Below are 25231 nucleotides of genomic sequence, written 5' to 3' on the forward strand. Positions count from 1 at the left end.
ATAAAGATTCAAAAAGTCTTAAGAATAAAAGATTCTTAAGACTTTTTAGATTTTAAACTAAATTTTAAGTATTTTAATTTAACATTTAAAACTTCTATTTATAGAAGAAAAGCATCAACAATTCTTAATTTTCAATTGTATAGCATTGTGAATTCAATGTGGTTTCTTGTTGAATTGTATAAGGTAAGATGGTAAAGTAATATGTAGTTGTAAATTGGAGTAGGAGGGTGATTATTTTGTATGAATATATAAAAGGTAGATTTATTGGGATAAATAAGGATTATGTAGTTGTAGATAATAGCAATATTGGCTACAAAATATTTACTTCAGGAAATACAATGTCTCAAATGCCACCTACTGATTCAGAAGTTTTACTTTATGTTCAGCAAATTGTAAGAGAAGATTTTATTGGACTTTATGGCTTTATAACGAAAGATGAATTAGCAATGTTCAATTTGTTATTAACTATTAATGGAGTAGGTGCAAAAGCAACTCTCTCTCTTTTATCTATATGTACTGTTAGAAATTTAAAATATGCGATTTTAACAGGAGATGAAAAGACCTTAACAAAAGCACCAGGAGTAGGGAAGAAAATAGCACAAAGAATTATATTGGAGCTTAAGGATAAAATTCATTTAGAAGATATGATGGAAGATGATGTAGATCATGAAACTATAATAGAGATGGATTCAGTAGTAAATGAAGTATTTGGTGCATTAATAGCTTTAGGATATTCAGAAAAAGAAGCTGAAAAAGCAGTTAAAGCTGTTGGTAAAGATGGAACTGTTGAAGAGATGATTAAGAGATGTTTAAGACACTTAATGTCTTAACTACCTATGGAAAGTTTAAAGGAGTGAACTTCTTTTGGAAGATAGAGTAATTACTTCTCAGCTAAGAGAAGAAGATTTAGATGTTGAATATTCCCTAAGACCTCAGCGATTAAAAGAATATATAGGACAATCAAAGGTTAAAGAAAGATTAGATATATTTCTAAAAGCAGCTAAGATGAGAGAAGAACCATTAGATCATGTACTATTATATGGACCACCAGGACTTGGGAAGACTACTTTAGCTAATATTATAGCAAAAGAAATGGGAGGAAATTTAAAGGTAACTTCAGGACCGGCTATTGAAAGGGCAGGAGATCTAGCTGCCATACTCACTGGTCTTTCTAATTTTGATGTGTTATTTATAGATGAAATACACAGATTAAATAGGGCAGTAGAGGAAATTTTATACCCTGCTATGGAAGATTACTCCTTAGATATAGTTATAGGAAAAGGAGCTTCTGCTAAATCTATTAGATTGGATTTACCTAAATTTACATTGATAGGTGCAACTACAAGAGTAGGTCTTCTAACTGCTCCTCTTAGAGATAGATTTGGAGTGCTTTCTCCTATGGAATACTATAATGAGGAGGAGCTTAAAGAAATAGTCGTTCGTTCTTCTAATATTTTAAATGTTCCTATTGAAGAAAATGCAGCTATAGAAATTGCTAGAAGATCAAGAGGTACTCCAAGAATAGCAAATAGACTTCTAAAAAGAGTAAGAGATTATTGCCTAGTAAAGGGGAACGGAGTCATAGATTTTAGTACTGTAAAAGGGGCATCTGAGCTTTTGGAAATTGATTGTGAAGGCTTCGATAAAATAGATAATAAAATTTTAGAAGCAATTATAGATAATTTTAATGGGGGGCCAGTAGGAATTGAGACTTTAGCTTATTATATTGGAGAAGAACTTGGTTCTGTTGAAGATGTCTATGAACCTTATTTAATTCAAAAAGGATTTATAATTAGAACCCCTAGAGGAAGAATGGCTTCAGCTAAAGCCTATAATCATTTAGGAAGAAAAATGCCAGAGAAAAAATAGTATTTGTTATATTATTCATATAATGGTACAATAATTTACCTGTGGAATAAATTTATTTTAAATTTAAGAAGGTGTAAAATTTGAAGGTTAAAGATTTTTATTTTGATTTACCCCAAGAGCTTATAGCTCAAGTGCCACTTGGAAAAAGAGATGAATCTAAACTTATGGCGGTAAACAAAATTAGTGGAGAAATAGAGCATAAAAAGTTTAAAGATATTATAGATTATTTTGAAGAAGGAGATACTCTAGTTTTAAATGATACCAGGGTATTACCAGCCAGATTGCATGGAATAAAAGAAGAAACGGGTGCTAAAATGGAATTTCTTCTTTTAAGAAGATTAGAAAAAGATATATGGGAAACACTAGTTAAGCCAGGAAAAAGAGCGAAATTAGGTTCAAGATTTATTTTTGGTAATGGTGAACTTAAAGCTGAAATAATTGAAGTATTAGAGAATGGTAATAGAAAAGTTCGCTTTGAGTATGATGGAATTTTTGAAGAAGTTTTAGATATGTTAGGGGAAATGCCACTTCCACCATATATAACAGAAAAACTTGAAGATAGGGAAAGATATCAAACAGTTTATTCAAAAGAGGTTGGATCCGCTGCAGCACCTACAGCAGGACTTCATTTTACAGAAGAACTCTTAGAGCAAATAAAAAGCAAGGGAGTTAAAGTTGTATTTATTACTTTACATGTAGGATTAGGCACATTTAGACCGGTTAAAGCGGAAAATATAGAAGAACATGAAATGCATTCAGAGTATTATTATCTTTCTAAAGAAACTGCTGATATTATAAATGCCACAAAGGAATCAGGAAAGAGAGTAATAGCAGTAGGAACTACTTCTAACAGAACCTTAGAAAGTGTTAGTGATGAGAATGGAAGGGTAAAAGAAGCATCAGGATATACAAGTATATTTATATATCCAGGATATAAATTTAAAATTGTAGATGCACTTATAACAAACTTTCATCTTCCAGAATCAACACTTATAATGTTAATTAGTGCTTTTTCAAATAGAGATATTGTGATGAATGCTTATAAAATAGCAGTAGAGAATAAATATAGATTTTTCAGTTTTGGAGATGCAATGTTTTTACACTAAATAACTTTAGGCATCTTCAAAAATAACTAATCAGGTATTAGTCTATTTTCTATCATACTGGATTAATAAAAATTACTCATAGTTTAAAGTATGGTTGAAACCTATTTCTTTGTCTGATACAAAATAGATATAGCATCTTTGAATAGTTATTTTATTTCAGATGTTTTAACTAATTAGGAGGAAGATTTTTAGTTATGTATAAATTGTTAAAGAAAAGTGGAAATGTGAGAAGAGGAGAGTTTACTACACCTCATGGCGTGGTTCAAACTCCTGTATTTATGAATGTTGGTACACTTGCAGCTATTAAGGGTGCAGTATCATCAATGGATTTAAAAGAAATAGGATGTCAAGTTGAACTTTCAAATACATATCATCTACATTTGCGACCTAGCGATGAAGTAGTAAGAAAAATGGGTGGATTACATAAGTTTATGAATTGGGATAGACCAATATTAACAGATTCAGGTGGATTTCAAGTTTTCTCATTATCAAGTATGAGAAAAATACAAGAAGAAGGAGTTTATTTTAACTCACATATAGATGGTAAAAAAATATTTATGGGACCTGAGGAAAGTATGCAGATTCAAAGCAATTTAGCTTCAACTATAGCAATGGCTTTTGATGAGTGCATTCCTAATCCATCTTCAAGGGAGTATGTTGAAAAATCCGTGGCAAGAACAACAAGATGGCTTGAAAGATGTAAAAAAGAAATGGATAGATTAAACTCACTTCCAGATACTATAAATAAAAAGCAGATGTTATTTGGAATAAATCAAGGTGGAGTTTATGAAGATATAAGAATAGAACATGCTAAAACTATTTCTAAAATGGATTTAGATGGCTATGCTATCGGAGGCCTTGCAGTAGGGGAAACTCATGAGGAAATGTATAGGATAATTGATGCAGTTGTCCCACATCTTCCAGAAGATAAGCCAATTTATTTAATGGGAGTAGGACTTCCAAGTAATATTTTAGAAGCAGTTTCAAGGGGAGTAGATTTCTTTGATTGTGTGCTTCCAGCTAGAAATGGAAGGCATGGACATGTATTCACCAAATATGGTAAAATAAATCTTATGAATGCAAAGTTTGAACTTGATGATAATCCAATAGATGAAGGGTGTCAATGTCCAGCATGTAAATCTTATACAAGAGCGTACATAAGACACTTATTTAAAGCTAAGGAAATGCTTGCAATGAGACTTTGTGTATTACATAATTTATATTTCTATAACAAGCTTATGGAAGATATAAGAGCTGCCATTGATGGAGATTATTTTGAAGAATTTAAAGAGGAAAAATTATCTCAATGGGGTGGAAAAGCATAATAATTCACTGTTAAATTTTATATTAGATATAATTTAGTATTGAAAGGAGGGAGATTATGCAACAATTAATTGGTTTATTACCTATAGTAGCGATGTTAGGATTATTTTATGTCATGGTTTTTGTACCAGAAAAGAAAAGAAGAAAAAAATATGAAGAGATGTTAACTACTTTAAAGATGAATGATGAAATAATGACTAAGGGCGGAATAATGGGTAGAATTGTTAATATACAAGATGATTACATTATTTTAGAAAGTGGTCCTGATAGAGCTAGAATTAAAATAGCAAAGCAAGGAATAAATAACCTTATTAAAGCAGCAGAAGTAGCTTTAACTAAAGAAGATTAATGAATAATTTCTCCCATCTGTTAATATGTATTAAATAGATGGGGGGTATTATAAATGTTAAAAAAAATAAAATATTCTTGTATAGGGCATGGAGTATTAAGGGCCTTTATTTTAACTATGTTTTGTTTAGTGATTTATTCACTAATTGCTAGTTTTATTTCTGTCAATACTGTGGTAACATCGGTATTTTTTGTGGTGTTAACAACATTAAGTATTCTTTATGGTACTATATATGCTACTATGAAAGCAGGCCATAATGGATGGTTAATGGGTATTTTAGTTGCTCTTTTTTACATGTTAGCGATTTTTATAATTGGCATAATATGTGGTAGAGGGTTTGCTTTTGGTATAAAAGAATTTGTAAGATTAGCTCTAGCACTAATTGTTGGTGCCCTTTCTGGAATGATAGCTGTAAATCTATAAAATTTATATAGATATAATAATTAGGATGGAGGAAATCACAATATGAAACACATCAAAACAGTAAACAAATCAAATATTAAAGAAAGCTTAAAGAAGCCAGGATGCAAAGAGTGTGCTAACTCTTGTCAATCAGCATGTAAAACTTCATGCACAGTAGCTAACTTAGCTTGTGAAAACTAATATTTAGAAAAGGCAGTAACTTAGGGTTACTGCTTTATATTTAACTAGGAGGAAAAAAATGTCACTAATTCATAAATTTGTACAAGGTAATGATTATTATGTAATAGATGTAAATTCTGGAGCAGTACATGTGGTAGATGAACTAGTTTATGATTTACTAGATGAAAATAAATTAAGAAGTAAAGAAGAATTAATTGAAGAGTTTAAAGCAAAATATTCTATAGAAGAGATTGAAGAAGTTTACGATGAACTTAAAGAACTTGTTAGTGAAGGTATATTATATTCATTAGATTTATACGAAAATATAGCGAAAAAAAGTGGACAAGGTCCATCTTATATAAAAGCTCTTTGCTTAAATATAATTCATGATTGTAACTTAAGATGTAAATATTGTTTTGCAGATGAAGGCGAATATCATGGATGTAGAAAAGCAATGTCATCTGAAGTAGGAAAAAAGGCTATAGATTTTGTTATAGCAAATTCAGGAAGTAGAAAGAATATAGAGATAGATTTATTTGGTGGAGAACCATTAATGGCTTTTGATACCATTAAAGAAATAGTTGATTATGCTAGAGAGCAAGAAAAAATCCATAATAAAAATATAAGGTTTACAATGACAACTAATGCTACGTTATTAAATGATGAGAATATGAAGTATTTAGATGAAAATATGGGTAACTTAGTTTTAAGTATTGATGGAAGAAAAGAAATTAATGATAAGGTAAGAATAAGAGTAGATGGTAGCGGATGCTATGACAGTATTCTACCTAAAATAAAAAAGATGGTAGATATGAGAGATAAGTCTAAATCTTATTATGTAAGAGGAACTTTTACAAGAGAAAATACAGACTTCTTTGAGGATGTTAAACATATGGCTGATTTAGGTTTTGAGGAAATATCTATTGAACCTGTTGTTCTTCCAGATGAACATGAATTATCTTTAAGAAGTGAAGACTTACCAAAAATATTTGAGCAATATGATAAATTATATGAGGATATGATAAGAAGACATAAAGGTGGACAAGGATTTAGATTTTATCATTTTAATATTGATCTTCAAGGGGGACCATGCGTTTATAAGAGAATTTCTGGTTGTGGTGCAGGCCATGAATATGTAGCTGTTACACCAGATGGAGATATCTATCCTTGTCATCAATTTGTTGGAAATGAAGATTATTTACTAGGAAATATTTACGATGGTATAAAAAATCAGCATTTAGTTCAGACTTTTAAGGATGCTCATATATATAATAAGCCAACTTGTAAAAAGTGTTGGGCGAGATTCTATTGTAGCGGAGGATGTCAAGCAAATAACTTTAACTTCAATGGAGACATGCACATTCCTTATGAGGTAGGGTGTGAAATGCAAAAGAAAAGAGTAGAGTGTGCAATTGCTTTAAAGACAAAACTTATGGAAGAGTAATGTAATCTTTGAAAACATTGACTATTATTTTTATAGGAGATATAATTTACTTTAGGCATCATCGAAAAAATAATTAATCAGTATGCTAGTTTATTTTGTGCCATATTGCATTGATGCAGCCTGCTTATAGCAGGTTATGTGTCTTGGTATGACACAAAATGTTCGCTGCATCTTTTCCAAGTTATTTTATTTTAGACGCCTTAGAAAAGTAAAGATTAACTTATATGGGAAAGGGGATAAACATGAAGAAGGGTAAAGGTAAAAGTAGTGCTTTATTTATTATTGCTATAGGCATAATAGCCTTTTTAGCATATGCAGGTTACTTTGGACTAGAAATCTTTGATTATAGAATTAAATCCTTTGGATCCGCAATAAATAAAGGACTTGATTTACAAGGTGGTTCGTCTCTACTTATGGAAGTAAAAGCGGATAAAGTTGATTCTAGTACAGTAGATAGGACTATAGAGTTAATTGCTATGAGAACTAATAAGTTAGGTGTTAGTGAAATAGCAGTAACCCGTGAAGGGGAAAAAAGAATAAGAATTGAAATACCAGGTCAATTTGATACTAAGGAAGTATTAAATACTGTTGGAAAAACCGGAGAGCTAAAGTTTGTAGGACCAGATAAGGAATTAGTACTTACAGGTAAAGATGTTAAAGATGCTGTAGCTCATTATGATCAAGATGGAAAAGCTGTTGTTGGACTTGAACTTAATGGTGAAGGAACTAAAAAATTTGCTGAAGCAACGGAAAAATTTATCGGTAAGCAAATTGCTATTACTATGGATGAAGAAGTATTAACTAATCCTGTAGTTAATCAAGTTATAAGAGAGGGTAAGGCAGTTATCTCTGGAATGGCATCATTAGAAGAAGCTAAATCAATAGCAAACATAATAAAATCTGGAGCGTTACCAGTGCCAGTTGAAGCAGTATCTGTTAAAACAGTAGGCCCAACTATTGGGATGGAAGCTTTAGGATTAAGTAAAAAAGCAGCAATAGTTGGAATATTATTCGTAATGCTGTTTATGATGCTTTATTATAGAGCACCAGGAGTAGTATGTTGTTTTTCGTTAGTTTTATATATAGTTTTACTTCTTATGACTTTCGCTATATTTAATGTTACTTTAACTTTATCAGGTATAGCAGGATTCCTACTTACGGTAGGAATGGCAGTTGATGCTAACGTACTTATATTTGAAAGAATTAAAGAAGAATTAAAAACAGGGAAATCTGTTAAAACCTCAATGGAATCAGGATTTGATAAAGCATTTTCATCTATATTGGACTCGAATATTACAACTATAATTGCTGCTGTATCATTATACTTTGTAGGAACAGGGGCAGTTAAAGGTTTTGGTTTAACATTGATGATAGGTATAATTATAAGTATATTTACAGCTCTTACCGTTACTAAGTTTTTATTAAGAAAAACTATTGAAATGGGACTTATTAGCAAGCCTTCCCATTTTGGTGTGAAGAGGGGGTAGGAGTATGATTAAGATAATAGAAAGAACAAAAGTATGGTTTACCATATCACTTTTAGTTATTTTAATTGGAATGGGATTTACTTTATTTAAAGGGCTAAACTTTGGGATAGATTTTAAAGGTGGTACCTTAATAAATATAAATATGAACAAGCAGTTTGAAAAAGAAAAAGTAAATTCAATTTTAGATAAATATGCTAAAGATAAATATTCAACTAAGATTGCAAATGAGGGAAAAGAAATTGAAATAATAGTTCAAGCAGATGTCCTTAATGAAGAAAAGACTAACGAGTTAGTAAGTGAAATTAAAAAGGAATTCTCATTAGAGGATAGTGCTATTTTAGATAAAGAAACTATAGGAGGAACAATAGGTAAAGAGCTAAAAACAAAGACTTTGTTAGCGTTAATTGTAGCTAATTTAGCAATGCTTGTATATGTAGGCATGAGATTTGAATTTAGTTTTGCAGCTGCTGCAATAATAGCTCTAGTTCATGATGTTCTTGTTACTATAGGGGTATATGCAATTTTAGGTATTCCTGTAAACACACCTTTTATTGCTGCAATACTTACAATTGTAGGTTACTCTATAAATGATACTATAGTTATATTTGATAGAATAAGAGAAAATTCTAAGAAAATGAGAAAAGTTAGCGTAGATGAAATTGCTAATACGAGTATTAATCAAACTTTATCAAGATCAATAAATACATCATTAACTACGTTATTTACTATAACAGCAGTTTATATCTTTGTTCCAACTATAAGAGAATTCTCATTCCCACTAATAGTTGGTATAGCAACAGGGGCTTATTCTTCAATTTTTATAGCGAGTCCTATGTGGGTTATGCTAAAAAAAAGAAAGTTGTCTCCTGCCACTAAATAAATAAAATAAAGTCAGAAAGAGAATTGAATATATTCCATTTCTGACTTTTTTAATCCGTTTAACAAATTGTTTTAGCTTATATTTATGTAATTGAGAATTGACGATTGACAATGGGCAATTATGGTACTTCTCTCAAGAGAAGTTTTGAACTTATTCCTTTTAAAAGTGACGAAGTCACTTTTATTAAAAATTTATTAAAGAAATTAGTTTGATNNATTGTCAATTGTCCATTCTCAATCCTCCATTGATTAAAGTTGTGCATTGAAATACTCAAATTTGTAGCTATATTCAGCTATACATTAATTTCCAAAGTAGTATATATAGTTATAGATATATAAGTTTAATATTTTATAGTTGGAGTTATATATGTGTAACTATAAACCTTTATAAAAAACCATGGAAGTTTAAATATTCTTAGTTGCAATTTGAAAAAAATAATTTAAAGTATCTTAAAAATAATTAGTATAATAGCTTTTTGTGTCATGTTCTGTGATTAAAATTTACTAATAGCATAGCTAATAGTGGAACTTATTTCTTGTTTGATACGGAAGATTCACCTTATTTTTCTCTAATTATTTTATTTTAAGCAATTAAAATTTTGTTTTTTATGTTTTTTTGCGAAAAGGTTTGTAATATCAATGATTTTAAATTATAATATATTTGTTTTCTATTATTTTGGAGGAGCATATTATGGACGAACACTACATTAAAAATACCTATAATCCACTATTACTTAAAGGTATGAAAAATGCTCTAAGAAGAATAATACAAGCTATAAATGAGAGAGAAAAGATAGTTGTTTATGGTTATTATGATTTTGATAGTATTACAGCTATATCTCTTTTAATTTTAGTCTTGAGATATCTTAACGCAGATGTGGAGTATTTTCAGCCTAACGAAGCTAGAGAAAATAGAAACTTAAATGATAATGATATACAAAATTACATAAAGTACTTAGGTGCAGACCTTATAATAACTGTAGGTTCAACTATAAACTCAGAAAAGGAAATAGCGCTTTGCAAAGAGCTAAATATAGATGTTATTGTTACTGATTATCATAAAACTACAAATGATATGGAAGATATAATTGTAGTTAATCCTAATCAAAAGGGATGTAATTATCCTTTTAAGAATCTCTCTGCAGTAGGGGTTGCCTATAAGTTAGCACAAACTATATCCTCTTATTATAAAATGAGTTGTATAAATAAATATACGGATTTAGTAATGTTAGGAACTATATCTAAGGGTAGTCCTATAGTGGGGGAAAATAGCTATATAGTTGAGGAAGGTTTAAAACAATTATCTTATACTAATAATTATGGTATAAGAGCATTGTTAGATGATAATAATGTTAATAATATTGAAGAATTTATTAATAGTAATTTAACTATTGATATATTTCCTAAGTCAAACTCTATGGGACGTATAGATAATGCGAAAATAGCTATAGAACTTTTTACTACTAATGATAGCTATAGAGCAAAACAAATTTCAAAGTATTTATATAATGAGATTAAAAGGACTAATAAAATAATTAATAAAAAAGAAATACAAATGAATTTACAAATTGTATGATAAAAAGTTAGATTAAGCTTAGGCAGCTTGAAAAATGACTAGTCAGCATAATAGTTTATTTTCAATTACCCTATGATAGAGAATATAACTGATTTTCATCGATATGTCTGGTACAAATTAGTTAATTTATTTAAGGCGCCTTATTGCATAAATCATAATTTTAAATATATAATAAACTGTATAATTAAATTACTTAATATAAAAATGTTCGTACAGAATATTATAGAGGGGGAATAACGATGGATTTAAAAGATAAAATAAGAGTTATTGATGGATTCCCAAAGGAAGGTATAAGCTTTAAGGATATTACAACTCTATTACAGGATGGAGAAGCTTTAAAATTAACTATAGATAAAATTGTAGAGCACTTAAAGGATAAGAATGTTGATTTAATTGTTGGTCCGGAAGCAAGAGGCTTTTTATTTGGAGTACCTGTAGCTTATGCTATGGGTATAGGATTCGTACCTATTAGGAAGCCAGGAAAATTGCCGTATGACACAATGAAAGTTGAGTATGATTTAGAATATGGTACTGATTCGTTAGAAATTCATAAGGATTCTATAAAGCCAGGACAAAGAGTTGCTATAGTTGATGACTTACTAGCAACAGGAGGAACAGTTTCAGCAGTAGCTAAGCTTATTGAGGAAGCTAGCGGAGAAGTTGTATCCCTAGACTTTGTTATTGAGCTTACTGATTTGAACGGAAGAGAAAAGATTGATAACTACGATATTATGTCTATAGTGCAATACAACATATAATAAAATACATTGTTACTATTAAATTACACAAAGCAAATTGCATAAATATAATGGTTATTATATAATAATATTATTAGTAAAAAATAGTGGCTGGTTGTGTAACCAGCCTTTAGTTTTAGGGGTGTAATCTCAATGCTAGAAAAATTGTTAGAGAAAATTCAAAATAATTGTCATAATGTAGATATAGAATTGGTTACAAAGGCCTTTAACCTTTCTATGGAGGCTCATAAAAACCAAAAAAGGGAGTCTGGTGAGCCCTATATAATCCATCCAGTGGAAGTTGCATGTATATTAGCAGAGCTAGGATTAGATACATCTACTATAGCTGCTGGTCTTCTTCATGACGTAATTGAAGATACTGAATATACATATGAGGATATATGTAATATTTTTAGTGTGGAGGTTGCAGACTTAGTTCAAGGTGTATCGAAGCTTGAAAAAATGAAATTTAAAACTAAAGAAGAGCAACAAGCGGATAATGTTAGAAAAATGTTACTTGCTATGGCAAAGGACATAAGGGTTATTCTTATAAAACTTGCAGATAGATTACATAATATGAGAACCTTAAAATATAAGCCAGAAGTTAAACAAAGGGAAACAGCGAAAGAGACCTTAAACATTTATGCGCCATTAGCACATAGATTAGGTATATCTAAAATTAAATGGGAACTTGAAGATTTAGCACTTAGATATCTAAATGCCTCAGAATATTATGATTTAGTTAAACTAATTTCAGAGAAAAGGGCAGAAAGAGAAGATCAAATCGAACATATTATATTTAAGCTAAAATCTAATTTAGATATGGTTGGAATTAAATCAGAAATAGAGGGAAGACCTAAACATTTTTATAGCATTTATAGAAAGATGATTACTAAAAATAAAACTATAGATCAAATATTTGATTTAACAGCAGTGAGAATATTAGTTGATGATATAGGTAACTGCTATGCTTCATTGGGTATTGTCCATACAATGTATAAACCTATTCCAGGTAGATTTAAAGATTATATAGCTATGCCTAAGCCTAATATGTACCAATCTATACATACTACAGTAATTGGACCTTTTGGTAAACCTGTAGAAATTCAAATTAGAACCTATGATATGCATAGAACTGCTGAATATGGTATTGCTGCTCACTGGAAATATAAAGAAGGAGTAGAGGGTGATAACGATTCCTTAGAATCTAGACTTTCTTGGCTTAGAGAGATGCTTGAATGGCAAGGAGAAACTGCAGATGCGGAAGAGTTCATGGAAGGGTTTAAAATAGATCTATTTTCTGATGAGGTTTTTGTGTTTACACCTAAAGGGGATGTTATAAGTCTTCCACATGACTCAACACCAATAGATTTCGCTTATAGTATACATACGGATATAGGTCATAAATGTACTGGAGCTAAAGTTAATGGTAAGATAGTTCAACTTACATATGGCTTAAAAACTGGAGAAATAGTTGAAGTTATAACTTCACCTAATTCCAAAGGTCCAAGTATTGACTGGATCAATATTGCAAAGAGTAACAGGGCTAAAAGTAAAATAAAGGTTTGGTTTAAAAAATCAAGAAGAGATGAGAGTATTGAAAAAGGTAAAGAATACCTTGAAAGAGAAGCTAAGAAACAAGGCTTTACGATAAATGAATTAATAAAATCATCAGCGCTGGAAAAAATCCTTAAAAGATACAATTTAAAAAATTTAGAAGATTTATATGCAACTTTAGGAGTGAATGAAATTCTCCCTAATAATATCGTAAATAAACTTAAAGAGCCACTTGTTGAATCTAAAAAAGCTTTAACGCAAGAGGAAGAAAATAAGAGCATTGAAGAAAAAATTAGTAAATATAATAATAAGATTTCAAGCAAAAAAGATGGTTCATCTCAAGTTCAGGTTAAAGGTGAAAGCAATCTTTTAATAAGGTATGCCAAGTGCTGTAATCCTGTACCGGGAGATCAAATTATAGGCTATATAACAAAAGGCAAGGGTGTTTCTGTCCATAGAAAAGATTGCAAAAATCTTACTGCACTTCAAAAAAGTGATGATAATAAAATTGTAGAGGTAAGCTGGGGTAGTGAAAAAATTTCAGGCAGGTATGTAACAGAGCTTCAAATTAAGGCTGAAGATAGATTTGGAATACTAACAGAAGCTATTAACTTGCTAAATGAGGCTAAAACATCAATAAATTCAGTAAATGCTAAGGCTACTAGAACTGGAGAAGTAATAATAAATATTAAAATTTCTATTACAAGTACAGAGCAATTAATAGAAATTCAAAAAAAGATAAGACGTCTTAATGGGGTTTACGATGTCTACAGAATTAAAAATTAATTGAGGAGATGGATAGGTTATGAGAGCGGTTGTTCAAAGAGTGAAGGCGTCAAGGGTTGAAGTTGAAAATAAAGTAATTGGACAAATTGATCGAGGATTGAATGTATTAATAGGTGTTAGCAAAGAAGATACAAAGGAAGATATAGAATATATAGTTCGTAAAGTATTAGGAATGAGAATATTTGAAGATGAAAATGATAAGATGAATTTTTCAGTAGAAGATATAGGTGGTAGTATTTTATTGATATCTCAATTTACTTTATATGGAGATTGTAGAAAAGGGAAAAGACCGGACTTTATGAAATCACAAGGGGGAGAAATTGCAGAGCAAATGTATAATGAACTCGTTTCTGAATTTAAAAGACAACTAGGTGAAGATAAAGTTCAAACAGGAGAATTTGGAGCAGATATGCAGGTCTATATTCAAAATGATGGTCCAGTAACATTATTGCTGGAAAGTAAAAAAAATTTCTAGAGGTGAAAAATATGATTATAAAAAGAGTTGTAGCAGGGATTTATGGTGCTAATTGCTATATAATCATGGATGAGGATACTAAGGAAGCAGTAGTTATAGATCCTGGTGGAGACGTTGATGATATAGAGAAAGCTATAATTAGTTTAGGTGCAGAAGTTAAATATATACTTTTAACTCATGGACATCTAGATCATACCGGTGGTGTTGCTGAATTTCATAACATTTTTAATAGTAAAGTAGGAATAAGTGAAAAAGACCATATTTTAATGGAAAGAGGTACTTATCTTTATGGAGCAGAAATTGCTGCTGGAATAAGTTTGTTTTTAAAGGAAAAAGACCAAATTAAATGTGGAAATTTTGTAGTAGAGTGTATTGAAACCCCAGGTCATACTCCAGGTGGACTTTGCTTTAAAATAGATAATAATCTTTTCACTGGTGATACATTATTTACTGGTTCAATAGGTAGAACAGATTTAGTTGGTGGAAGTTATGAAACTTTAATGGAATCTATAAAGAAAAAAATAATGATTTTACCTGAGAATACAGTAGTTTATCCTGGACATGGACCAAGTTCCACATTAGCAAAGGAAAAGCTTATGAATCCTTTTATTAGAGGATAGAGCTTTTATAAAGGATTTGATAAAAGTGTATAAAGTAGACAAAGTAATTAAAGTAAAGTTAAATAATTTAGACTTTAGATATGATGTTTTTCAAATGATAAATTTGTTTTATCCCTTTAGTGATATAGAATTTGTTAATGAAGATCCTCACATTGAAATTAAAGTTGATGATGAAGCAATAAATATAAAATGCAATGATAAGATAAAGATATTAAAAATTAATAAAGAATATAAAGTAAAAGAAGAGCTTAGAAAGGCAGTATTTAAAATTTTAAGTGAAGAAACAGATAAAATACTACCTTGGGGAACTTTAGTTGGAATAAGACCTTCTAAAAAAGCATTAGAGCTTTTAGAAAAAGGATATAGTGAGGAAGAAATAATAGAAGATTTTCATGACAGACATTTAACTTTAGACGAGAAAGCTAAGTTATGTATAGATGTAGCTAAATGGGAAAGAGATATAGTAAATAAGGATGAGAAGGTAGTAAGTATTTATATAGGTATGCCATTTTGTCCAACAAGATGTGCATACTGTTCTTTTACATCAAATCCAATAGGCATATGTAAAGACATAGTAAAACCATATTTAGAATCTCTTTATTTAGAAATAGAAGCATTAAGTGCTTATATTAAAGAAAAAAATTTAGAAATAGAATGTGTTTACTTTGGAGGAGGTACACCTACTTCAGTAAATGATGAAGATTTCGAAGAAACTATGAAGCGTATTTATAGTGGTTTTGTTGATGGTAGAAATATTAAAGAGTTTACAGTAGAATGTGGAAGACCAGATAGTATAACTGAAAATAAACTTTTATCTATGAAAAAATATGAAGTTCAAAGAATTAGTATTAATCCTCAAAGTATGAATGATGATACCTTAAAGTTAATAGGAAGAAATCATGACGTATCTTCGGTAATTGAAAAGTTTAATTTAGCTGTAAAGCTAGGCTTTGACAATATTAACATGGATGTGATTGTAGGACTTCCGGGTGAAAAGTTACTTAATATAGAGAAAACATGTAATGAGATATTTAAGTTAAAACCTCATAGTATTACTATACATGGAATGTCTATCAAAAGGGCATCTAAACTTTACGAGAATATGATTGTTAATAAGAGTTTTGAAATTCCAGATCAAGATGAATTAAATGATATGTATAAAAGAACAGTTGAGCTCTCTAAAGAACTTAATATGAAGCCCTATTATATGTATAGACAAAAAAATATGGTTGGAAACATGGAAAATGTAGGATATGCACTAGATGGTAAAGAAGGTATTTACAACATACAGATGATAGAAGAAAAGCAAACTATAATAGCACTAGGTGCAGATGCGGTTTCTAAAATAGTTTTTTTAGATGAAAACAGAATTGAAAGATTTGGAAATGTTAAAGATGTAAGGGAATACATAAAAAGAATTGATGAGATGATAGAAAAAAAGATAGAGCTTTTAAACTCTATATATAAATAATAAAGGAGGGTTAATATGGATTTAAAAGCGCCAAAAGGCACTAAGGACTTATTACCAAATGAAGTTTATAAATGGCATTATATAGAAAATTTAATGAGAAATATAGCTTCAAATTATGGTTGCAGAGAAATAAGAACTCCTATGTTTGAAAACACTGAACTTTTTAAAAGAGGTGTTGGTGAAACTACTGACATAGTTCAAAAGGAGATGTATACTTTTGAAGATAAAGGTGGTAGAAGTATTACTTTAAAACCAGAAGGTACAGCACCAACAGTTAGAGCTTTTGTAGAAAATTCATTATATAGCGATACGCAGCCTACAAAGATGTTTTATTTTACTCCAGCTTTTAGATATGAAAAAATGCAAAAAGGAAGACTTAGAGAACATCATCAATTTGGAGTAGAGGTTTTTGGAGCAAAAGAAGCTTCAGTAGATGCTGAGGTAATAAGTATAATAATGGATGTTTATAAGCACTTTGGAATAACTGGGCTAGAACTTAACATAAATAGTTTAGGATGTCCTGAATNNCTCCTGAATGTAGAAAAAAATATAATGAAGCTTTAAAGAAGTTCCTAGAAGAAAAGAAAGAAGGACTTTGTACAACTTGCAACACAAGGCTAGAAAAAAATCCACTTAGAATATTAGACTGCAAAGTTGATAAATGTAAAGAAGTAGTATCAGATGCGCCTATTATATTAGACTTTATATGTGAAGAGTGTAGTGAGCATTTTGAAAGATTAAAAGAATACTTAACTGCCATGGGTATAGAATATAAGGTTAATCCTCAAGTAGTTAGAGGCCTCGATTACTATAGTAAGACTATATTTGAGGTTATGGACAATGGATTTACTCTTTGTGGTGGAGGAAGATACGATTATTTAATAAGTGAAATTGGTGGTCCTGAGATGCCAGCAGTAGGATTTGGTATGGGAATGGAAAGATTGCTTTTAACCCTTGAAGAAAAAGGAATAGATATTCGAAAACCAAATTATATGGATGTTTACATAGGTTCTATGGGGAATGAAGGAAAATTAGAAGCAGTAAGATTAGTTCATAAACTAAGACAACAAGGATTAAAGTGTGATTGTGATCATCTTGAGAAAAGTGTTAAAGCACAAATGAAATATGCTAATAAAATAAGTGCTAATTTTACAGGGATATTAGGTGAAGATGAAGTCAAAAATAGAAGCTTCAAATTAAAAAATATGAGCGATGGTTCACAATTTGAAGTTAGTTTAGATAAAATAGAAGAGATAATTAATATAATAAATAATAATTAAATTTCTGGGAGGAATGGACATGGGAGAATCACTAAATGGACTTAAAAGAACCATTATGTGCGGCGAGCTTAGAGAAGAACATATATCTAATGAAGTAACTGTAATGGGTTGGGTTCAAAGAAAAAGAAATTTAGGTGGTCTAGTTTTTATAGATTTAAGAGATAGAACTGGACTTTTACAAGTAGTATTTGGAGAAGCAATAAATAAAGAAGCTTTTGAAAGAGCAGACCTTGCAAAATCTGAATATTGTATTGCTGTAAGTGGAAAAATAGTAAAGAGAGAGTCTCCAAACTCAAATTTACCAACAGGAATGGTAGAGCTTAAAGGAGAAAGTATTAAAATATTATCTGAGTCAGAAACACCACCAATATATATAAAAGAAGATTTAGATGCCTCAGAAAATATAAGATTAAAATATAGATATTTAGATCTTAGAAGACCTGATATGCAAAAAATATTTATGATAAGACATAAAACAACTAAGATTGTTAGAGATTATTTGGATGAAAATGGATTTTTAGAGATGGAAACTCCAATGTTAACTAAGAGTACGCCAGAAGGGGCTAGGGATTATTTAGTTCCAAGTAGAAATTATCCAGGAATGTTTTATGCATTGCCACAGTCACCTCAAATATTTAAGCAATTATTAATGGTATCAGGCTATGATAAGTACTTCCAAATAGTAAAATGCTTTAGAGACGAAGATTTAAGAGCAAATAGACAGCCAGAATTTACACAAATAGACCTTGAAATGTCCTTTGTTGAAATGGAGGATATCATTGCACTTAATGAAGGATTAATTCAAAGAGTATTTAAGGAAATTAAAAATGTAGATGTTTCACTTCCGATAAAGAGAATGCCATATAATGAAGCTATGGAAAAGTATGGTTCTGATAAGCCAGATTTAAGATTTGGTATGGAAATAAAAAATATTACAGAAGCTGTTAAGAATACTGAATTTGCTGTGTTTAAAAATGCTATAGAAAATGGTGGATCGGTAAGAGCTATAACTGTTAAGAATTCAGCAGATATGGGAAGAAAAAAGATTGATAAACTAGGTGAATTTGTTAAAACTTATAAAGCTAAAGGACTTGCATGGATAGCTTATAAGGAAGGAGAAATAAAATCTCCAATAGCTAAATTCTTTAGTGAAGAAGAAATGAAAGCTATATTAGATAGTGCAGAAGCTACAGTAGGAGATTTAGTACTAATAGTAGCAGATGTGGACAGTGTAGTGCTACAATCTCTAGGAGCACTAAGACTTGAGCTTGCAAAAGAACTTGAATTATTAAAGGATAATAAAGAATTTAACTTTGTATGGATAACAGAGTTCCCTCTTGTTGAATACGATGAGGAAGAAGGAAGATATGTAGCTCTTCACCATCCGTTTACATCGCCTATGGATGAAGATATGGAGCTTTTAGAAACTAATCCATCAAAGGTAAGGGCAAAAGCTTATGATATAGTTCTAAATGGAGAAGAATTAGGTGGAGGAAGTATAAGAATACATGACTCTAATCTACAAGAAAAAATGTTTAATCTTTTAGGATTTACTAAAGAAAGTGCTTGGGAGAGATTTGGATTTTTATTAGAGGCATTTAAATATGGACCACCTCCACATGGTGGACTCGCTTATGGTCTTGATAGAATGGTTATGTTTTTAGCGGAAACTGATAATATTAAAGACGTAATTACTTTCCCTAAAAATCAAAATGCTTATTGTCCAATGAGTGAAGCACCAAATGTAGTTGATAAGAAACAGTTAGATGAGTTGTCCTTAGCCATAAATGCAAGAAAAGAAGAGTAATTATTAACTATTTCCATGATATTTAAGCTTAGAGCTAAAATATCGATAAAAAATTTTATTAAATTTAACTTATAACCATTTGAAAAATTTAAAAATATGTTTTATAATATAAATACAAAGTAAAAAATATTTAATTTTTCTCCTGCTGTGTGCGTTGAATAGGTCTATGTTGAGCCAACATTGATACAATAGGAAATTAACTCTTCATGTGAAGCGTTGACTAGAGCACGACTCGGGTACCAGAAGCAATGAAGGAGGTTTCCGCCCGTTGGAGAACGGGTTCAAATATACCTTGGAAACGGCATAGTGGGGATTGATTAATAAGAATTTAAAAGGTTGCAATTATTGCAACCTTTTTTAATAAAAATTTTTATGATTTCTTATTATTGGAGGTGTAAAAATGAGTGATGTAATTGATTTTAATGAATTAAAGAATAGAGCAAGTGATAAGGATTTAGATAAGTTCGAACAATATATTTATGGATTATATTATTCTATGGCCCAAGGTGATTTAAACATGATGGAATTTACTAAGAGCCTTAGAGAGTATATGGAAAAGAACAATGTATCTGAAGAAAAGCTTATGAATATACAAAAAAAACTTATGGAAAGATATGGCTTAGATCCATCAGATTTAGAAAATCAAATGAAATCCTTTGGTACTGAGATGAGTGGTTTAGGATTAGGAAACTTAAATAAGGATTATGAAGATATAAGAAAAACTGCAAGTTTTCATGAAAAATATAAAGGCAAGATAGCTCTTAGTCAAGTAACCGTATATAAAATTAATAATGACTTAAATACATTAGATATTATTCTTCAGGAAGAAAAAGTAATATTAAAAAGTCCAAAGAATATAGACTTAAGGGATAATGAGTTAAATGAATTTTTATGTTCTTACAAGAAAGTTATTAAAGAAAAAAATTTAAAAATATCACTTTGTCAAAATGTTTCAGAATATGATTATTAAAACTATTTATTTTTGAAGTGATGTAATCGCTTCTTATAAAGGTGCAGCAATTTATTGATAGCAAAAGAATAGTTTAAGAAATTCACCTTTAGTGNNTTTTTCCTGAATTCTTCATTCTTTATTATTAATTCTTAATTTTTAAGGATTTAATCTATTAAGGATGAAAAGCTTATATTGTAAATTAACTAAAAAATTCAAATTAAAAAACTATGACATCAAGTCATAGTTTTTTTAAAGATCTTTTTCTTCTTTTATTTTTTGCAGACAATGCAATTATAACTCTACTTATAGTTGATACAAACATTACTGCTACTGCTATAGATCCTGCATTAAACAAAGTTTGAATTCCTTTTGTTAAAGAAGCATTATAATCTCCTTTAACTGCTTCAAATATGGTATAATACATGCCACTACCAGGGACAAGAGGTATTAAAGCGCATATTAAATATAAGGTAACAGGATTTTTAAATACACGAGCGCAAATTTCAGAATGTATACTAAGTGATATTGTGCCAATAAATAATGCTATGATTTCAGAGCTGGTAAGAGAGAGAACTTGAGTATAAAAAAACCACCCAATTCCACCACCAAGAGATGCAAAAAATAGATCTTTGCCTCTAACATTAAACAGTATTCCAAAACCTAACGAACTCATAAAGGCATAGAAATATGCTGACATTATAATGCACCTCCTAAAATATAGAGCCATATTTTAAAGCCTATTGTTGTACCTATTGCTATACCTGCAGCTATCATTAATGCCTCTACAGAACGAGAAATACCAGATAATAAATCACCAGCTAAGGTATCTCTTATTGCATTAGTAATTACAAGTCCTGGTACCAAAAGCATTATAGAGCCTATAATTATGGTATCTACATTAAAACTAGGATAAAAGTGTGATATTACTATAGCTACAGAAGCAGCTAACAGTCCTCCACAAACATTGTAAAAAAAGCTATTAACTTGGTATTTGCTAAATAATTTACTAATTAAACTAATTACTATTCCTATAAAAACAGATACTACGAAATCTCTAATTGCTCCACCAAATAATAGTGTAAAAAAACCTGCACTAAGTCCTGACATAAATGCAGTTATTTCATCACTATATCTAGAGAGTGTATCTATATACTTAAGTTCATTTCTAATATCATCCATGGAAAGTGCTTTAGTATAAACACTTCTAGATAAATTATTTACTAATGAAACTTTTTTTAAATTAACGGTTCTATATTTTATTCTTCTAACTACTGTAATTGTTTCCGAATTTTCATTAAGTATAGATATTACTATAATTGTTGGAGTAACAAAATTTTCTACGGTTTTGATATTATAGGCTTCACAAATTTTAGAAATCGTTTCTTCTACTCTATAAGTTTCTCCGCCGTTCTCAAGTATTATTTTCCCTGCATCTGCAGCAATATGAACTATATTATCAGTATACATGGCTACTCCCCTCTAACCAAAAATTTCTTAGTCTTTCATATTATATATCAAATTAAATAAAATTCAATACAAAGCAGAATTGTTTGAAAATTTTAATTATAACTAATATCACCTAAATTCTTATAAAGAAAAACCTCGGTCTAAATAAGAATTAAGCGGTTATTATAAATTTAGGCTAATGTTATTAAATCGGTTTTAATTAAGAAAATTTCTTTAATTAATTGTTTAATAGCAAAGCATTGACAGCCTCACTTGTATAAAGTATTATACTTATCTATAGATATTATTTCTTAATTTTATATATTTAATTAGATACCAATTTAAAAACTATATAATATTAGGTATTTTTAATATTTAATAGGTAGTAAGCCTTGTTAAATAAATACTATTATTGATTATTATTCAATAAAAAACTATAATGAAGTTGTAGTAGTTATTATTACGATTTATTTATAAAAAAGGGGCGTGGAAGAAATGAATTTAACTCATTTAGAAAAAACTGATAGAGAGTTACTTGAGCTAATAAATCAAGAACAACAAAGACAAGAAGAACATATTGAACTTATTGCGTCAGAAAACTTTGTCTCTAGATCAGTAATGGAAGCTGCTGGCTCAGTATTGACAAACAAATATGCAGAAGGATATCCAAATAAGAGATATTATGGTGGATGCTTTGTAGTTGACAAGATTGAAGACTTAGCAAGAGAAAGAATGAAAGAACTATTTGGTGCTGATCATGCTAATGTTCAACCACATTCAGGTTCACAAGCTAATATGGCAGTTTATTTAACTGTATTAAAACCGGGGGATACAGTTCTAGGGATGAATTTAAGTCATGGGGGACATTTAACTCACGGAAGTCCAGTAAACTTTTCAGGTTTATTATATAACTTTGTTTCTTATGGAGTTAATAGCGAAACTGAAACTATTGATTATGAAGAGTTAAGAAGTTTAGCATTAGAATCTAAACCTAAGCTAATAGTAGCTGGTGCTAGTGCTTATTCTAGAATAATAGATTTTAAGAAAATTAGAGAAATTGCTGATGAAGTGGGAGCTTACTTTATGGTAGATATGGCACATATTGCTGGTCTTGTAGCAACAGGCTTACATCCATCACCAGTACCATATGCAGACTTTGTAACTACTACTACTCATAAAACATTAAGAGGTCCTAGAGGTGGAGCGGTTTTATGTAAAGAAGAATTTGCTAAAGCATTAGATAAATCTATATTCCCAGGAATGCAAGGTGGACCGCTAATGCATATAATAGCAGCTAAAGCAGCATGCTTCAAAGAAGCGATGGAAGAAGATTTCAAAACTTATATGGAGCAGGTAGTTAAGAATGCTAAAGTGCTTAGTGAGGAATTAACTAAGTATGGATTTAGAATAGTTTCTGGTGGCACTGATAATCATGTTATGCTTGTAGATTTAACTAACAAAGAATTAACTGGTAAGGATGCTGAGAAGCTTCTTGATTCTATTGGAATTACAGTAAATAAAAACACTATTCCATTTGAAACTAAAAGTCCATTTATAACTAGTGGAATAAGAATAGGTACTCCAGCAGTTACAAGTAGAGGTTTCAAAGAAGAAGAAATGAGAGAAGTTGCAAGACTTATAAATGAGGCTATAGAAGGTAGAGAAGGAGATCTAAGTTCAACAAAAGCAAAAGTACACGAGCTTTGCAAAAAATGCCCGTTATATTAATAAAATAAGGTTATATTAATATGAATAAAAGTGAGTATATTTTAGAGTGTTTAATAGAAAATCTCAACGAAGGAATTCATATTGTAGATAACAAAGGAAAAACTATATATTATAATAATCCTATGGCAAAAATTGAGGGCTTTAAAAAAGAAGATGTCCTTGGAAAAAAAGTTTATGAATATCTAAAAGGAATGGAAGATATTTCAACTCTTATGAATGCTTTAAAAGAAAAAAAGCAATATAGAGATATTATACAACACTATTCTAGCAAAGAAGGAAAAAACATTACTTCTATAAATACTACTATTCCCGTGATTTTAAATGATAATGTTATAGCTGCAATAGAAATTGCTAGAGATATGACTCAAATTAGAAAGCTAAATGAAAAGGTATGTAAACTTGAAAATAATAATAATAAATATGAAGAACATCATGTATTTAAAAGTATTATTGGGGATAGTGTAAAGATAAGAAATGAAGTAAATAAAGCAGTTAGAGCTAGTCTTTCTAATTCTTCAGTGCTTATATATGGTGAAACAGGAACTGGAAAGGAAGTTTTTGCTCAAAGTATACATTATGGTGGAATAAGAAAGGACAAACCTTTTATTCCAATAAATTGTGCAGCAATACCAAGTGCACTATTAGAAGGAATGTTATTTGGTACAGTAAAGGGAAGTTTTACTGGTGCAGAAAATAAAAAAGGACTTTTTGAAGAAGCACATCAAGGTACAGTGCTTTTAGATGAGATAAACTCTATGGAGCCATATTTACAATCTAAACTCTTAAGAGTTCTTCAAGATGGTTATATTAGACCTTTAGGAAGTAACAAAATTATTGACATTGATGTTAGGATAATAGCTACCTTAAATGAAGAGCCTGAGAAGTTAATAAGTGAGGGGAAACTAAGAAAAGATTTTTATTATAGACTTAGTGTATTAAGAATTGATATACCTCCACTAAAAGAAAGAAAAGAGGATATTGAATTATTAGCCTATTACTTTTTAAATTACTATAATAAAATCCTATCTAAGAATGTAAAATCTATAGATAAAGAAGTTATAGAGAAATTTTTACAGTATAATTGGCCTGGAAACATTAGAGAGTTAAAAAATGTTATTGAGTCTGCTATGAATATGATAGATGACAGCGAAATACTTACTAAAGAGTTTTTTGAAAATAAGATAGTTCAATACGGTAATGCTTACGATAATACATCTTATGATGGAGATATGCCTCTTTCAGATTATTTGGATTGTATAGAAAAGGGGATTATTGAAAAATGCCTTAAAAGACATTCCTATAATGTAACTAAAACTGCTGAGGAATTAAAAGTTTCTCGTCAAAGTTTGCAATATAAATTAAAAAAATATAATTTACTAGATAAATAGTACAGCTGAGTGCAAATATATTTGCGCTCAGCTTGTTTTTTTATTAACGATGCCATTAAGGTAGTGTTTGGAAGAAATTACCTGTAAAAATATTTTGCATCAAATGCAAAATATTTTCAGAAAATTGAAATTTACATAAAAAAATAGGCCAAGTTTTAGTGTTTTACTATTAAAATATGCCTTTTTTGCTAAATAAATTGGCATAGTAATTGCTATAGTTAATAATATAAGGAATCTCAAAAATAACTAGCCAATATTTTGGTCTATCTTGAATCATACTATAGGGACACAATACGAAAACTTAATATATACTCTGGAAAATAAACTTTCTATAAAAATAGCTTTAATTCTTAGAAATTAAGGATTAAT

Annotated in this window: 22 protein-coding genes, 1 other RNA gene and 1 pseudogene; 22 read left to right on the forward strand and 2 right to left on the reverse strand. The window is 29.9% G+C overall.

Translation table 11 applies throughout. The features are described 5' to 3' along the window. The first annotated feature begins 236 nt into the window (after positions 1-236). The 20 genes and pseudogenes from ruvA to B2W91_RS04655 all read left to right on the forward strand — a co-directional run bounded on the left by ruvA (position 237) and on the right by B2W91_RS04655 (position 20318). The gene (gene ruvA / locus B2W91_RS04555; protein ID WP_291579096.1) at positions 237-830 is read left to right on the forward strand and encodes a Holliday junction branch migration protein RuvA; all 594 of its coding nucleotides are present in this window, start codon (positions 237-239) and stop codon (positions 828-830) included. A 34-nt stretch (positions 831-864) separates the two neighbouring features. Continuing rightward, on the forward strand, positions 865-1869 hold the full coding sequence (gene ruvB, locus B2W91_RS04560) for a Holliday junction branch migration DNA helicase RuvB (RefSeq protein WP_291579097.1): 1005 nt from the start codon (positions 865-867) through the stop codon (positions 1867-1869). Between the two features lie 80 nt (positions 1870-1949). After that, positions 1950-2975: a tRNA preQ1(34) S-adenosylmethionine ribosyltransferase-isomerase QueA gene (gene queA, locus B2W91_RS04565; protein WP_291579098.1), complete on the forward strand. Its 1026-nt coding sequence runs from the start codon at positions 1950-1952 to the stop codon at positions 2973-2975. Between the two features lie 194 nt (positions 2976-3169). Next, positions 3170-4300: a tRNA guanosine(34) transglycosylase Tgt gene (gene tgt / locus B2W91_RS04570; protein WP_291579099.1), complete on the forward strand. Its 1131-nt coding sequence runs from the start codon at positions 3170-3172 to the stop codon at positions 4298-4300. A 56-nt stretch (positions 4301-4356) separates the two neighbouring features. After that, complete coding sequence (gene yajC, locus B2W91_RS04575; RefSeq protein ID WP_291579100.1) at positions 4357-4647, forward strand: preprotein translocase subunit YajC; 291 nt, start codon at positions 4357-4359, stop codon at positions 4645-4647. Positions 4648-4701: 54 nt separating this feature from the next. Then, complete coding sequence (locus tag B2W91_RS04580) at positions 4702-5070, forward strand: TIGR04086 family membrane protein (RefSeq protein WP_291579101.1); 369 nt, start codon at positions 4702-4704, stop codon at positions 5068-5070. Positions 5071-5112: 42 nt separating this feature from the next. Beyond that, complete coding sequence (gene scfA / locus B2W91_RS04585; RefSeq protein WP_010292964.1) at positions 5113-5250, forward strand: six-cysteine ranthipeptide SCIFF; 138 nt, start codon at positions 5113-5115, stop codon at positions 5248-5250. A gap of 58 nt (positions 5251-5308) precedes the next feature. Further along, the gene (scfB, locus tag B2W91_RS04590; protein WP_291579102.1) at positions 5309-6673 is read left to right on the forward strand and encodes a thioether cross-link-forming SCIFF peptide maturase; all 1365 of its coding nucleotides are present in this window, start codon (positions 5309-5311) and stop codon (positions 6671-6673) included. 224 nt (positions 6674-6897) lie between these two features. Beyond that, complete coding sequence (gene secD / locus B2W91_RS04595) at positions 6898-8160, forward strand: protein translocase subunit SecD (RefSeq protein ID WP_414633105.1); 1263 nt, start codon at positions 6898-6900, stop codon at positions 8158-8160. 4 nt (positions 8161-8164) lie between these two features. Then, on the forward strand, positions 8165-9040 hold the full coding sequence (gene secF / locus B2W91_RS04600) for a protein translocase subunit SecF (RefSeq protein WP_291579104.1): 876 nt from the start codon (positions 8165-8167) through the stop codon (positions 9038-9040). 690 nt (positions 9041-9730) lie between these two features. Further along, complete coding sequence (locus B2W91_RS04605) at positions 9731-10615, forward strand: DHH family phosphoesterase (protein WP_291579105.1); 885 nt, start codon at positions 9731-9733, stop codon at positions 10613-10615. Positions 10616-10854: 239 nt separating this feature from the next. Next, entirely contained in the window at positions 10855-11373 is a 519-nt protein-coding gene (locus B2W91_RS04610; RefSeq protein ID WP_291579106.1) for an adenine phosphoribosyltransferase, read from the forward strand. A gap of 132 nt (positions 11374-11505) precedes the next feature. Next, the gene (locus B2W91_RS04615) at positions 11506-13695 is read left to right on the forward strand and encodes a RelA/SpoT family protein (RefSeq protein ID WP_291579107.1); all 2190 of its coding nucleotides are present in this window, start codon (positions 11506-11508) and stop codon (positions 13693-13695) included. 19 nt (positions 13696-13714) lie between these two features. Continuing rightward, the gene (gene dtd / locus B2W91_RS04620; RefSeq protein WP_291579108.1) at positions 13715-14170 is read left to right on the forward strand and encodes a D-aminoacyl-tRNA deacylase; all 456 of its coding nucleotides are present in this window, start codon (positions 13715-13717) and stop codon (positions 14168-14170) included. Between the two features lie 11 nt (positions 14171-14181). After that, positions 14182-14790, forward strand: a complete 609-nt coding sequence (locus B2W91_RS04625; protein WP_291579109.1) for an MBL fold metallo-hydrolase — start codon at positions 14182-14184, stop codon at positions 14788-14790. Between the two features lie 25 nt (positions 14791-14815). Next, positions 14816-16261: a coproporphyrinogen III oxidase gene (locus B2W91_RS04630; RefSeq protein ID WP_291579110.1), complete on the forward strand. Its 1446-nt coding sequence runs from the start codon at positions 14816-14818 to the stop codon at positions 16259-16261. Positions 16262-16276: 15 nt separating this feature from the next. Then, positions 16277-17541: pseudogene (hisS, locus tag B2W91_RS21010) on the forward strand (histidine--tRNA ligase). A 19-nt stretch (positions 17542-17560) separates the two neighbouring features. Further along, on the forward strand, positions 17561-19348 hold the full coding sequence (aspS, locus tag B2W91_RS04645; RefSeq protein ID WP_291579111.1) for an aspartate--tRNA ligase: 1788 nt from the start codon (positions 17561-17563) through the stop codon (positions 19346-19348). A gap of 136 nt (positions 19349-19484) precedes the next feature. Further along, positions 19485-19665: non-coding RNA, 6S RNA (gene ssrS, locus B2W91_RS04650), on the forward strand. 83 nt (positions 19666-19748) lie between these two features. Then, the gene (locus tag B2W91_RS04655) at positions 19749-20318 is read left to right on the forward strand and encodes a DUF3867 domain-containing protein (RefSeq protein ID WP_291579112.1); all 570 of its coding nucleotides are present in this window, start codon (positions 19749-19751) and stop codon (positions 20316-20318) included. A 220-nt stretch (positions 20319-20538) separates the two neighbouring features. Here B2W91_RS04655 and B2W91_RS04660 read toward each other — a convergent pair whose 3' ends face one another. Next, on the reverse strand, positions 20539-20997 hold the full coding sequence (locus tag B2W91_RS04660; protein WP_291579113.1) for a threonine/serine exporter family protein: 459 nt from the start codon (positions 20995-20997) through the stop codon (positions 20539-20541). Beyond that, positions 20997-21767 carry a threonine/serine exporter family protein gene (locus tag B2W91_RS04665; RefSeq protein WP_291579114.1) on the reverse strand — a complete coding sequence of 257 codons (771 nt, stop codon included), beginning with the start codon at positions 21765-21767 and terminating at the stop codon, positions 20997-20999. Before B2W91_RS04665 ends, B2W91_RS04660 begins: the two co-directional genes overlap by 1 nt. Positions 21768-22241: 474 nt before the next feature. Between B2W91_RS04665 and glyA the strand changes: the two genes are divergently transcribed. Both glyA and B2W91_RS04675 read left to right on the forward strand, forming a co-directional pair. Beyond that, positions 22242-23474, forward strand: a complete 1233-nt coding sequence (gene glyA, locus B2W91_RS04670) for a serine hydroxymethyltransferase (protein WP_291579115.1) — start codon at positions 22242-22244, stop codon at positions 23472-23474. Positions 23475-23494: 20 nt separating this feature from the next. Further along, entirely contained in the window at positions 23495-24862 is a 1368-nt protein-coding gene (locus B2W91_RS04675) for a sigma-54 interaction domain-containing protein (protein WP_291579116.1), read from the forward strand. The last annotated feature ends 369 nt before the right edge of the window (positions 24863-25231 follow it).

The sequence above is a fragment of the Clostridium sp. UBA6640 genome (genome assembly GCF_002455975.1).
Lineage (GTDB): Bacteria > Bacillota > Clostridia > Clostridiales > Clostridiaceae > Clostridium_J.

Bases quoted from the DNA above. Each gene is read 5' to 3' on its own strand.
- tgt (WP_291579099.1), top strand. From the start codon at position 3,170: ATGTATAAATTGTTAAAGAAAAGTGGAAATGTGAGAAGAGGAGAGTTT.
- yajC (WP_291579100.1), top strand. From the start codon at position 4,357: ATGCAACAATTAATTGGTTTATTACCTATAGTAGCGATGTTAGGATTA.
- B2W91_RS04580 (WP_291579101.1), top strand. From the start codon at position 4,702: ATGTTAAAAAAAATAAAATATTCTTGTATAGGGCATGGAGTATTAAGG.
- scfA (WP_010292964.1), top strand. From the start codon at position 5,113: ATGAAACACATCAAAACAGTAAACAAATCAAATATTAAAGAAAGCTTA.
- scfB (WP_291579102.1), top strand. From the start codon at position 5,309: ATGTCACTAATTCATAAATTTGTACAAGGTAATGATTATTATGTAATA.
- secD (WP_414633105.1), top strand. From the start codon at position 6,898: ATGGGAAAGGGGATAAACATGAAGAAGGGTAAAGGTAAAAGTAGTGCT.
- secF (WP_291579104.1), top strand. From the start codon at position 8,165: ATGATTAAGATAATAGAAAGAACAAAAGTATGGTTTACCATATCACTT.
- B2W91_RS04605 (WP_291579105.1), top strand. From the start codon at position 9,731: ATGGACGAACACTACATTAAAAATACCTATAATCCACTATTACTTAAA.
- B2W91_RS04610 (WP_291579106.1), top strand. From the start codon at position 10,855: ATGGATTTAAAAGATAAAATAAGAGTTATTGATGGATTCCCAAAGGAA.
- B2W91_RS04615 (WP_291579107.1), top strand. From the start codon at position 11,506: ATGCTAGAAAAATTGTTAGAGAAAATTCAAAATAATTGTCATAATGTA.
- dtd (WP_291579108.1), top strand. From the start codon at position 13,715: ATGAGAGCGGTTGTTCAAAGAGTGAAGGCGTCAAGGGTTGAAGTTGAA.
- B2W91_RS04625 (WP_291579109.1), top strand. From the start codon at position 14,182: ATGATTATAAAAAGAGTTGTAGCAGGGATTTATGGTGCTAATTGCTAT.
- aspS (WP_291579111.1), top strand. From the start codon at position 17,561: ATGGGAGAATCACTAAATGGACTTAAAAGAACCATTATGTGCGGCGAG.
- B2W91_RS04655 (WP_291579112.1), top strand. From the start codon at position 19,749: ATGAGTGATGTAATTGATTTTAATGAATTAAAGAATAGAGCAAGTGAT.
- B2W91_RS04660 (WP_291579113.1), bottom strand. From the start codon at position 20,997: ATGTCAGCATATTTCTATGCCTTTATGAGTTCGTTAGGTTTTGGAATA.
- B2W91_RS04665 (WP_291579114.1), bottom strand. From the start codon at position 21,767: ATGTATACTGATAATATAGTTCATATTGCTGCAGATGCAGGGAAAATA.
- glyA (WP_291579115.1), top strand. From the start codon at position 22,242: ATGAATTTAACTCATTTAGAAAAAACTGATAGAGAGTTACTTGAGCTA.
- B2W91_RS04675 (WP_291579116.1), top strand. From the start codon at position 23,495: ATGAATAAAAGTGAGTATATTTTAGAGTGTTTAATAGAAAATCTCAAC.